General features: G+C 72.2%; 11 protein-coding genes. 3 read left to right on the forward strand and 8 right to left on the reverse strand.

What is annotated here, in order from left to right; all coding sequences use genetic code 11:
• Positions 1 to 41: 41 nt before the first annotated feature.
• Both VIM26_RS00240 and VIM26_RS00245 read right to left on the reverse strand, forming a co-directional pair.
• On the reverse strand, positions 42 to 2339 hold the full coding sequence (locus tag VIM26_RS00240; protein ID WP_331948295.1) for a sodium-translocating pyrophosphatase: 2298 nt from the start codon (positions 2337 to 2339) through the stop codon (positions 42 to 44).
• 549 nt (positions 2340 to 2888) lie between these two features.
• The gene (locus tag VIM26_RS00245) at positions 2889 to 3224 is read right to left on the reverse strand and encodes an STAS domain-containing protein (RefSeq protein ID WP_331948296.1); all 336 of its coding nucleotides are present in this window, start codon (positions 3222 to 3224) and stop codon (positions 2889 to 2891) included.
• Positions 3225 to 3434: 210 nt separating this feature from the next.
• On the opposite strand from VIM26_RS00245, the gene VIM26_RS00250 reads away from it, so the two are divergent.
• Positions 3435 to 5936 (forward strand): DEAD/DEAH box helicase, encoded by a 2502-nt coding sequence (locus VIM26_RS00250; RefSeq protein WP_331948297.1) that lies wholly within the window; start codon positions 3435 to 3437, stop codon positions 5934 to 5936.
• Positions 5937 to 5999: 63 nt separating this feature from the next.
• Here VIM26_RS00250 and VIM26_RS00255 read toward each other — a convergent pair whose 3' ends face one another.
• The 4 genes from VIM26_RS00255 to VIM26_RS00270 all read right to left on the reverse strand — a co-directional run bounded on the left by VIM26_RS00255 (position 6000) and on the right by VIM26_RS00270 (position 7742).
• Positions 6000 to 6437 (reverse strand): hypothetical protein, encoded by a 438-nt coding sequence (locus VIM26_RS00255; protein WP_331948298.1) that lies wholly within the window; start codon positions 6435 to 6437, stop codon positions 6000 to 6002.
• A gap of 314 nt (positions 6438 to 6751) precedes the next feature.
• Positions 6752 to 7219, reverse strand: coding sequence for an Rv3654c family TadE-like protein (locus VIM26_RS00260; protein ID WP_331948299.1), 468 nt, complete (start codon positions 7217 to 7219; stop codon positions 6752 to 6754).
• Complete coding sequence (locus tag VIM26_RS00265; protein WP_331948300.1) at positions 7216 to 7557, reverse strand: TadE family type IV pilus minor pilin; 342 nt, start codon at positions 7555 to 7557, stop codon at positions 7216 to 7218. Before VIM26_RS00265 ends, VIM26_RS00260 begins: the two co-directional genes overlap by 4 nt.
• Complete coding sequence (locus VIM26_RS00270; protein WP_331948301.1) at positions 7554 to 7742, reverse strand: DUF4244 domain-containing protein; 189 nt, start codon at positions 7740 to 7742, stop codon at positions 7554 to 7556. The genes VIM26_RS00265 and VIM26_RS00270 overlap by 4 nt, the downstream gene beginning before the upstream one ends.
• Before the next feature lie 284 nt (positions 7743 to 8026).
• On the opposite strand from VIM26_RS00270, the gene VIM26_RS00275 reads away from it, so the two are divergent.
• Positions 8027 to 8749 (forward strand): DUF2510 domain-containing protein, encoded by a 723-nt coding sequence (locus tag VIM26_RS00275; protein WP_331948303.1) that lies wholly within the window; start codon positions 8027 to 8029, stop codon positions 8747 to 8749.
• A 320-nt stretch (positions 8750 to 9069) separates the two neighbouring features.
• Positions 9070 to 9723 carry a PadR family transcriptional regulator gene (locus VIM26_RS00280; protein ID WP_331948304.1) on the forward strand — a complete coding sequence of 218 codons (654 nt, stop codon included), beginning with the start codon at positions 9070 to 9072 and terminating at the stop codon, positions 9721 to 9723.
• A 36-nt stretch (positions 9724 to 9759) separates the two neighbouring features.
• On the opposite strand, the gene VIM26_RS00285 is transcribed toward VIM26_RS00280, so the two are convergent.
• Positions 9760 to 10257, reverse strand: a complete 498-nt coding sequence (locus tag VIM26_RS00285) for a hypothetical protein (RefSeq protein ID WP_331948305.1) — start codon at positions 10255 to 10257, stop codon at positions 9760 to 9762.
• A 93-nt stretch (positions 10258 to 10350) separates the two neighbouring features.
• Positions 10351 to 10929, reverse strand: coding sequence for a type II secretion system F family protein (locus tag VIM26_RS00290; protein WP_331948306.1), 579 nt, complete (start codon positions 10927 to 10929; stop codon positions 10351 to 10353).
• Between the last annotated feature and the right edge of the window lie 124 nt (positions 10930 to 11053).

Here is an 11053-nt window from a genome sequence, read left to right on the forward strand (position 1 = left end):
GAGCGCGCGCTGGGTCTGACAGGTCGAAAGCGACGAGCGGGTCAGACCAGCTGGGACTCGTGCTCGGTGCGCGCGTCCGCGTCGACCTTGATCGCCCGCAGGCGGGCGGCGAGCACCGCGCCGAACGCGATCGCCGAGGCGGCGAGGGCGATCGTGAGCCGGAGCGTCTGGTTCGCGTCGGGGCCGACGGTGATCGTGATGATCGCCGGGGCGATCAGCAGCGAGACCAGGTTCATCACCTTGATGAGCGGGTTGATCGCCGGGCCGGCGGTGTCCTTGAACGGGTCACCCACGGTGTCACCGATGACGACCGCCTGGTGGGCCGGCGAGTTCTTTCCGCCGAAGTTTCCGTCCTCGACGATCTTCTTCGCGTTGTCCCATGAGCCGCCCGAGTTCGCGAGGAACACGGCCATCAGCACGCCGGTCGCGATCGCCCCGGCGAGGAAGCCCGCGAGCGGACCGACGCCGAGCCCGAAGCCGACGGCGATGGGCGCGGACGCCGCGAGCAGGCCGGGCGTCGCGAGCTCGCGGAGCGAGTCGCGGGTGCAAATGTCGACGACCTTGCCGTACTCGGGCCGCACCTCCCCGGTCATGATCCCGGGGTGGTCGCGGAACTGACGCCGCACCTCGAACACGATCGCGCCGGCGGCGCGGGTGACCGCGTCGATCAGCAGGCCCGAGAACAGGAACACCGTCGCGCCGCCGAGGATCACCCCGACCAGCGTGATCGGGGAGATGATCTCGTAGGTCAGCATCGCGGCCGTGACCCCGGTCACGCTGGAGGCCTTCTCGCCGAGCTCGGCGAGGGACGTGCTGACGGTGTCGGCGTAGGAGCCGAACAGCGCGGTCGCGGCGAGCACCGCGGTCGAGATCGCGATGCCCTTGGTGATCGCCTTCGTGGTGTTGCCGACGGCGTCGAGGTCGGTGAGCACCTGGGCGCCCTCGGGCGTGACGTCGCCGGACATCTCCGCGATGCCCTGCGCGTTGTCGCTGACCGGGCCGAAGGTGTCCATCGCGACGATCACGCCGACCGTGGTCAGCAGGCCGCACCCGGCGAGTGCGATCAGGAAGAGCGCGAGCAGGATCGAGCCGCCCGAGATCAGGTACGCCGCGCAGATCGCTGCGGCGATGATGCCCGCGGTGTACGCGGTCGACTCGAACCCGACACCGAGCCCGGACAGCACCACGGTCGCTGCGCCGGTCAGCGAGGTGCGGGCGACCATCAGCGTGGGCTTCGACGTCGTGCCGGTGAAGTAGCCGGTCAGCCACAGGATGATTCCCGCGAGCACGATGCCGATGATGACCGCGGCGGTGGCGATCAGGCGCGGGTCGCCGGAGTTGTGGACGAGCGAGGCACCGACGCCGGGCAGCTCGGCGAACGTCGCCGGCAGGTAGATGAACGCGGCGAGCGAGCTGAGCGCCGCCGCGACGGCCGCCGAGATGTAGAAGCCGCGGTTGATCGCCGCGAGGCCGCTCTCGTTGCCGCGCACGCGGGTGATGAGCACGCCGAGCACGGCGGTGAGCGCACCGATCGCCGGCACGATGAGCGGAAACACCAGGCCCTGCTCGCCGAACGCCGCCTTGCCCAGGATGAGCGCCGCGACGAGCGTGACGGCGTAGGACTCGAACAGGTCCGCGGCCATCCCGGCGCAGTCCCCGACGTTGTCCCCGACGTTGTCGGCGATCGTCGCGGCGTTGCGCGGGTCGTCCTCGGGGATGCCCTGCTCGACCTTGCCGACCAGGTCCGCGCCGACGTCGGCGGCCTTGGTGAAGATGCCACCGCCCACGCGCATGAACATGGCGAGCAGCGCGGCCCCGAATCCGAAGCCCTCGAGCACCGCGGGCGCCTCGCCGCGGTAGATCAGCACCACGGTCGCGGCACCCACCAGACCGAAGCCGACGACGCACATGCCGACGACGCCGCCGGTCCGGAACGCGATCCGCGCGCCCTCGGCGCGCCCGCCCGGCTCCGACGCGACGGCAGCGACGCGCAGGTTCGCGCGCGTCGCGAGCCACATGCCGAGATAGCCGATGGAGGCCGAGAAACCCGCTCCGAGCAGGAAGAACAGTGAGCGTCCTACCCGGATCCCTGCCTCGCCCGGGAGCAGGAAGAGCAGTGCGAAGACGATCAGGGCGAACAGCGCCAGCGTCTTGAACTGCCGGTTGAGGTAGGCGGCCGCGCCTTCCTGGATGGCTGCGGCGATCGTCTGCATCTTCGTCGTGCCCTCGCCCGCGGCGAGCACCTGACGGCGCAGCACCACGGCGAAGAACAAGCAGGCGACGGCGATGGCGGCGACGACCCCGACGATGGTGAGGCTCGTGGAACCGAGCGTGAGCATCCGTCCTCCTGATGACGACTGCATGGCCTTGCGTTCCGGCCCCCTGGAAACCGCGCGGCGGCATTGCCGCGCAGAGGGCTGCAGTCTAACCAGAACGACGGCGGGATTTGGCTGCGTGGCCGGCGCGTGGCGCACGACCGGCACGGCCGGCGCACGGCCGGCGCGGGCTGCGAACAGTCGGCGTCGGGCCGGGGCGACCTCCACCGCCGTGCCCCAACGATTCGGGACCCTGCTTCGTCTGAATGGGTGCACAGTGCCAGCGGGCACGGCACGGCGGGATCGAGGGTGAAGACCATGCCGGACGGGTCGCGTCGTTCGCGGCCTCGTCACGAGTCCGGCGGTAGCGAGCACCTTTGGCGAGGACGCCAGCCGGGTCCGAACCGGCAACGCCCCCGCCGCGTCTAAAACAGTCCGGTCACACCGGGCACGCCCTCACATCACCGATGTGACAGGGCCCTACCCCCCCGTTCTGCGAACATCGCCGCGTTCTGCAAACTCCGGGAGTTCGCAGAACTCACGGAGTTTGCAGAACGCTGGGGGGTTTGAGGGCTAGTTGCGGAGGGCTTCCGCAAGGTTGTCGTGGATCGTGAAGACCTGCGTGAGGGCGGTGATCCGGAAGAGCTTCATGACCTTCTCCTGGTCGATGACCAGCTGCAGGCGACCACCAAGACCCCGGATCTTCTTGAGCGCGCCGACGAGCACCCCGAGCCCTGTCGAGTCGAGGAAACCCACTCCGGTGAGGTCCACGATGAGGTCCGTGTGCTCGGCGTCGATCAGATCCGCGAGCCGTTCGCGCAGTGCAGTCGCCGTGTAGACGTCGACCTCGCCGGTGACGGCGATGACCGTGCAGTCGCCGCGTTCACGGCTCGTGACCGAGAGCTCCATACTTCACCCCTTCGGTGGTAGTGCTCATTCAACCAAAGAGCGGTGCTCCGGCCCATATCGGAGTATGGGCCCCGCGCGGGTCGCTCGGGCGTTTTGGCCCAGAATTCACCAGCGAGTCGGCGCCACGCTGTTCCGGAGCGCGCCCGGCGCACCGGACGGCCCGCGGGGCGGCTCGAGCCCGCAATCGGACCGCGGTGCGGGCAACGTGCGATGGGAGACTGGGGCGTGGTCGAGGCGGTGCGGGACACGGATGCGCTGCTCGACGTGCTGCTCGCGGGCGGGCGTCGGGCCGACCGGCTCACCCATGTGGAGCACCTGCCCGCACGGGCCGGCGAGCACGTGGACTGGCCGGCCTGGGCCGATACCTCGCTCGTCGCGGGCTACCGCGCGCTCGGGGTCGAGCGCCCCTGGCGGCACCAGGTCGAGGCCGCCGACGCGGCGTGGTCCGGCCGGCACACGGTCCTCGCGACGTCGACCGGGTCCGGCAAGTCGCTCGCATTCTGGCTGCCCTCCCTCACCGCGGTGCGCGCCGACATCGGCGCCGGGACCCTTGACCCCGGCCGGATCGAGTCGGTACCGCGACGCGGGTCGGTGCTCTACCTCTGCCCGACCAAGGCGCTCGCCGCCGATCAGCTCTCCACGCTCGACCGGCTGCTCGCCGCGGCACGCTCGCGCGACGTGAAGGTCGCGACCTGCGACGGTGACACCGCGGTCAGCGAGCGACGCTGGGTCCAGGACTACGCCGACGTCGTGCTCACCAACCCCGACTTCCTGCATTTCGCGCTGCTGCCCGGGCACCGCCGCTGGGCGCGGCTGCTCGCCTCCCTGCGCTACGTCGTGGTCGACGAGTGCCACGCGTTCCGCGGGGTGTTCGGAGCGCACGTCTCGCTCGTGCTGCGCCGGTTGCGCCGGCTCGCCGAGCACTACGGGACCGGCCCCGGCCCGACCTTCCTGCTCGCCTCGGCGACGACGTCCGACCCGACCGTCAGCGCATCCCGCCTGCTCGGCGTCGACGCCGACGACGTCGTGGCCGTCACCCGGGACGCGTCGCCGGCGGGGCGCAAGACGTTCGCCCTGTGGCAGCCGCCCGAGCTGCCCGGCGCGCACTCCGCCTGGTCGAGCGCGCCGCTCGAGGTGGACCCGTGGGCCACCGACTACCGGCCCGACCTTGCCGGCCCGGCCGGCAGCGGCCCGGCCGGGAGCGTCCTCGTGGAGGACGACCCGGACCGCCCGCGCCGGTCCGCGACCGCCGAGATCTCCGAGCTGCTCGCCGACCTGACCCTCGCCGGGGCGCACACGCTCGCGTTCACCCGGTCCCGCCGGGCCGCGGAGTCGGTGGCGATCGTGACGCAGCGGCGGCTGACCGCCCTCGACCCCGGGCTCGCGGGCCGGGTCGCCGCCTACCGCGGCGGGTACCTGCCCGAGGAGCGTCGCGCGCTCGAGGAGTCGATCCGCGACGGCCGGCTCCGGGCGCTCGCGACGACCAACGCGCTCGAGCTGGGCGTCGACATCTCCGGGCTCGACGTCGTGCTGATCGCCGGCTGGCCCGGCACCCGGGTATCGCTGTGGCAGCAGGCCGGTCGGGCGGGGCGTGCCGGGGCGGACGGGCTCGTCGCGCTGGTCGCGCGGGAGGACCCGCTCGACACGTTCCTGGTGCACCACCCCGAGGCGATCTTCGACGCGCCGGTCGAGGCGACGGTCTTCGACCCGGCCAACCCCTACGTGCTCGCGCCGCACCTGTGCGCCGCGGCGGCCGAGCTGCCGCTGCGCGTGGAGGAGCTGGCCCTGTTCGGCGCGGATACCCGCGAGCTGCTCGACGTGCTCGTCGAGCGCGGGGCCCTGCGGCGTCGGGCATCGGGCTGGTACTGGACCAGCCACGACAGCGCCGCCCGGCTCACCAACCTGCGCGGCACCGGCGGGGACCCGGTGCGGGTCGTCGAGGCCAGCACCGGACGCCTGCTCGGCACGGTCGACGCCGGGGCTGCCGACGCCACGGTGCACCCCGGCGCGGTCTACGTGCACCAGGGCACGACCTTCGTCGTGGAGGATCTGCACCTGGCCGACGCGGTCGCGCTCGTCGGGCGGCGCGACGTCGACTTCGGCACCTGGGCGCGCTGGCAGACCTCGATCGACATCCGCACGACGCGCGAGGAGCGCGCTTGGGGGCCGGTGACCTGGGGTTTCGGTCAAGTCGACGTGACAACCCAGGTCGTGAGCTTCCAGCGCAAGCGGATCCCGGACATGCTCGTGCTCGGGACCGAGAAGCTCGACCTGCCCGCCCAGGCGCTGACGACCGCCGCCGTCTGGTGGGCCGTTCCCGTGTCGGTGCTGGAGGAGGCGGGGATCACCGCCGAGACCGCGCCCGGCGCGCTGCACGCCGCTGAGCATGCCTCGATCGGCCTGCTGCCGCTGCTCGCGACGTGTGACCGCTGGGACCTCGGGGGCGTCTCGACCGCGATGCATGTCGACACCGAGCGCGCGACGGTCTTCGTCTACGACGGATACCCGGGCGGCGCCGGGTTCGCGGAGCGCGGCTTCCGGCTGGGCGCCACGTGGCTGCGCGCGACCCGGGAGGCGATCGCGACCTGCCGCTGCGCCAGCGGCTGCCCCGCGTGCGTGCAGTCACCCAAGTGCGGCAACGCGAACAACCCGCTCGAGAAGGCCGCCGCCGTCCGCCTGCTCGACGCCGTCCTGGCGCACGCCCCGGCGTGAGGTGACGTGATGACAGACCCGCTTCCTCGGCGGGTCCTGCCGGGACTACTCGACCGCTGAGCCTCAGCGATCGTGCACGTCGGGGGAGCCCTCCGCTGGAACGGTCGACGCGGCACGGGTTGGCTTGGTCCGCGCGAGGAGCTGCGAGACCCGCTGCGGGGAGACGTCGAGCACGGTCGCCGCGTCCGCACCCGACACCCCCGCGGCGACGAGTGCGTGCGCCGCGGTCCGCGACGCAGCGGCGGCTTCTTGCTGGAAACGCTCGAGGTCCGCGACCAGCCTCCGGGCAGCACGCACCTGCGCGGTGAGCGCGGGATCGAGCACGGGTTCGACGACGACGCTGAACCCGTCCTCGTCGGCGTCGAGGATTGCCGCGATCAGGCCGCGGGCCTGGGCCGGGGCATCGCGCAGGGTGCGTGACTGGGTCACGCCGATCCCGTCGACGCTGACGACCCACCAGCGACCCTCGCGCGCGGCACGAGCGGCAAAGGTCTTGATCACTGAAGCCACCCTTCCGGTAAGCACCGCATTCGCTCCTGAACACTGTTGACAACGCCCGCCGTGATCTGGCGGTGGTTGGGGAGCGCCGCCGTATGCCGGACGCACGGACAGCCCCAGACCTCGTGCCCACCGCGTCGACGAAGCGAGCTGCACCCATGAGCCCGCAGGACCCGTTCAACCGCACGCCGTTTCATTGGCTTCATCAGCGTCTCTCTAGTCCCCCTAGATGTCAATCATTAAGGGGGACTAGATAAGGCGGGACCGACACCGCGTGTCTGCCTCGAACCTGGCCACCCCATGCGCCGGATCGAGCGTCAACCCGCACCCGGCGGCGCCGGACCCGCTCGAGCGCTCGCCCGCGCGTTGCCGAGCCCGCCGCGCCGCTCGGTCGTGACCCGAACGACGCCCTCGGGCAGGAGCACGCAGCCGGTCAGGTGCGCAGCATTGGCGGCCGCGACCTCGCGGGCGATCGCGCAGGCCTCGCCGCCGGCGCCGGACGCCGGCCCGGACCCGGCGCCGGGCCCGTCGAGGAGTTGCTGCGCGGCCGCGAGCGCGCCGAGGTCGGCCGCGGCCTGGGCCGCTCCGCGGGCGGACTGCGCCCGGCCGAGCAGGGCGATCGCAGTGAACAGCACCAGGACGACCGCGACCAGACCTAACGTGAGCACCGTCCCGGAGCCCCGATCGTCGAACCAGGAACGGTCCCGCAGGGTGGGCGCGCTCCTCGTGCCGAGTGCGCCCGCTCCCCGCGCGCCCGGCTCGCGCGGGTCCCGTCGCCCGCTCACGGCTCGACCCGAGCGACGGCGGACGCCTGCGCTCGCAGCGGTCCGCCGGCGAACGGGCCCGCGAGGACCGAACGGCCGACCGTGACGGTGACCCAGACCCCGCTCACGTCGACCCCGACCGAGGCACCCGCGCCCGCGACCCGGTTCGCGATCGCGACGATCTCGGAGGGGTCCTCACCAATCGCCGCCGCCCTGGCTCCGGCGCGCGCGGCGTCGGCGCATCGCAGCTGGCCCGACGCCGCCGAACCAAGCACGAGCACCGCCGCGAGCAGGAGCGTCACCGCCGGCAACGCGATCGCCAGCTCGGCGGTGACGCTGCCCCGCTCGCGCGCGCTCACACCCTCAGGGCCCCGCGGATGATGCCCATCAGCAGCCCGCGGACCTCGCCGCTGCGCAGGATGACGACGAGCAGCCCGGCGAACCCGGCCGCCGCGACCGTCGCGATCGCGTACTCGGCGGTGGCCATGCCGGCCTCGGCCGACCGTCTCGCACGCGCGGTGGCGGCAGAGAGGTGGAGCTTCATGGGGGTTCCTTCCCTCGAGGGAATCACGAGGGATCACCGTGCGCGCTCTCGACCCCGCTTTGCTCGTCCGATCTTGCGAGCGGGGGAAACCTCGTCGCGCAGGCGGCCTGTGGACGGCATGCAGAGGCGACGATGCGACACCGGAGCCAATGCCGGCGTCGTCGACCGTCCATCGATCGGCCGCATCGTGGATCGATCCTGATCATGCACGATGAAGACTGCAACGGTGTTGCGAGGTACGAGCGTCCCGCTGAATGCGCTAACGCCATGACTGGGAATCGACCGTGAGCCAGGACGGGCCCTCCGCCGACTCGCCGCCCGCCGGCTGGTATCCCGCCCCGGACGGAGGTCAGGGCCTTCGGTGGTGGGACGGCGCCTCCTGGACGGACGCGACCCGCACGTCGGGTAGGACGTGGCGCGACTGGTTGATCGGGTCGTCGACAGCGGTCCTGTTCGGCCGGTTGGCGATGGCCGTTGCCGGGTCCGGAGCTGTCCTCGCCACTGCAGTCGTGCTCCTGACCGTGGTCCGGGCTCGTCCGCTGCATGGACTGGGCGCGGTGTTGATCGTCGCGGTGCCTGCCCTGGTGGCCGGGCAGGTGTGGTGCCTCGCGGTGCAGGAGGCGCGCTTTCCCGCTCGCGGCAAGGGATCGAGTCGGCCGGGTATCGCCGCCAAGACGCGCAGAGCGAACGCGCAGCAGATGGCGTTCGGGCCGTTGCCTCGGAGGGCCGTGCAGGTGCTCAAGATCATTCATACGCTGGCGTTTCTCGCTGCGATGTCCGCCGTTCCGTTCATCTGGCGCGGCGGCCCGAGTGGTGGGACACCCGAGTGCCCGCACCCTCTGAACAACCACGGCACTCTCCGCTACGTCTCGCTGACCACCTACCAGCACGCGGGCGCGGGTGAGCAGCGGTTCGCGGCGGCGGTGTTCGTCGGATTCTTTGTCCTGCACCTGGCGTGCGCGTGGAGCGAGATCATCCGGCGGAGAACCGCCGCCGACGTCGGTTGATGTGTACTCGTCGAACCGGGAGTTGTTGTCGTCCCACCGCCGAAATACGACAACGTCTCCCGGTTTGACGCTCGCGCACCAACCTGGGGTCGAGGTGGGAGCGGGCGGGTCGAGGTTCACCTGTGCATCCCAGCCGATTCCGCAGCGGGGCCATTCTCGAGGCGGCCGAGGCCGCGCGCATCGTCGCCGCCGTGCCCGCCGATCACGAGTGACGCTCGGGGAGGACCGAGACGCCGTCGTCGATCGGTGGCCCATAAACTCTTGTCAGCGATACGCCAACGATATATCGTGAGCGTATCGACAAGAGAGAGGAGCGTGTCATGAGAGACGCGCTGAACACAGATATCGACCACGACGACCACGCCGACCGACCGCGGCGGCACCACCACCACCACGCACCGTTCGGCCCCGGATTCGGTCCGGGCATGGGCCACCACGGCGGCCCCGGCTGGGGCGGGGAGGGCCGCGGACCGGGCCGACGGCGCGGGATGCGAGCCCCCCGGGGCGACGTCCGAGCCGCGGTGCTGCAGCTGCTCGGCGAGGCTCCGATGCACGGCTACCAGCTGATGCAGCGGATCGCCGAGCGAAGCGAGGGAGTCTGGCGACCCAGCCCCGGCACGATCTACCCGGTCCTTGCTCAGCTCGAGGACGAGGGTCTGGTCGAGGTCACCCGCGACCAGGGCCGCAAGATGGCCACCCTCACGGACGACGGGCGCGCCTACGTGCTCGAGCACGCGGAGGAGCTGGGCGACCCGTTCAGCTCCCTGAAGGAGGAGTTCGGCAGCCGGATCGACCTGCGCGAGCCGATCGCCGAGCTCCTCAGCGCCACCCGGCAGCTCGCCCGCTCAGGGTCCGTCGGCCAGCAGGAGGCCGCGCGCACGGTGCTTCGCGACGCGCGGCGCTCGCTCTACCTCATCCTGGCCAACGACGAATCCGACGCTGACCCGAAGGACAGCCCCGCGGACGCCTCGTAGCGTTCACGAGATGCCTGCCCTCACCGGTTGCGGTCGCTAGTGGTGCCGAGCGACCGAGGAGGCGATGTAGACGGAGCGGTTCGCGGCGGGCTGGATGAGCACGCCGGGATCGGCACAGTGCCGCGGGACCGTGATGACGTCCTTGGTGTGCCCGTTGCCGGCCATGCTCAACGTGAACGGCTCGGTGGAGTCCGTGACCGTGTCGTGGCAGACCAGCGTGGCGACCACCGAGGCGACGGGGTTGACCCCGGTCCCGACCGGTGGCGGGATGACCAGGCCCTGGATCCGGACCATGATCCGGCCGTTCTCGCGCACCCGTACCCGGCTCGGTCCGTTGACCCACGGGGCACCACCGGGGTTGATCCCGGCGATCGTCGGGCTTGCGGGTGCCGGCATGCTGCCCACGAGCTGGGCGCGCAGCAGGGAGTGCCCGCTGGAACCGCCGGCGCTGGCGGGTCCTGCTGTGAAGGTGATGAGCGCCAGCGCGATGGCAGCTGCGGTGGATAGAGCGCGGCTGGATCGAGACGTGTACACGGTCTGCTCCCTGTTACGCGACGCTGCGAGGACCGCGAACGATGCCCGGCCCCTGTCACCTGGGACACGGTTTGCCGCTGGATTCGGTTCAGGTCAGCCGAGCAGGTCCGACCCGAGCGAGATCATCACCGGCACGAGCCCGATCAGCACGAAGGCCGGCAGGAAGCACAGACCCAGCGGCAGCACGAGGTGGACCCCGAGCCGTCCGGCCGCCTCCCGCGCCGCGCTGCGTCGCTCCCGGCGCAGGTGGCCGACCGCGGCCCGCAGCGCAGGGCCGGGTGCGGCGCCGGTGATCCACGTCGGGGCAAGTCCGTCGACGACCGGGGACAGCCGGGACGGTGCACCCTGCCAGGCCGCCGGCCAGTCCGCGCCCATCATCAGCGCCGACGACGCCCGCACGAGCGCCTGCCCGGCCTCGCCCCCGGCCGCGTCGCCCACCGCACCGAGCGCGCGCGGCAGGCCGGCGCCGGCCGCGATCGCGGCGTCGAGCAGGTCGAGCAGGACGAGGACGTCCAGGTCCGGCGGTCCCGCGCGACCCGACCGGCCGAGGTCGGGGCGGTCGGCTGAGCCGCGCAGCCCCGGCAACCGCGCGAACGCGCGCACCGCGGCCCAGGGCGCTCGGGCGCCCCACCCGCAGGCGGCGAGCAGGATCCCGACGGCCTCGAGCCTCATCCCCGCCTCCCCGCTTGCGCCCTCACGTCGGCTTCCCCGCTCGCCCGCCTGACCTCGGCTGCCCGACTCGCCCGCCTGACATCGGCTTCCCGGCTCGCGCCCCTCACGTCGACTGCCCGACCCC

Source organism: Pengzhenrongella sp. (assembly GCF_036565025.1).
In the GTDB taxonomy this organism is placed as follows: domain Bacteria; phylum Actinomycetota; class Actinomycetes; order Actinomycetales; family Cellulomonadaceae; genus Pengzhenrongella.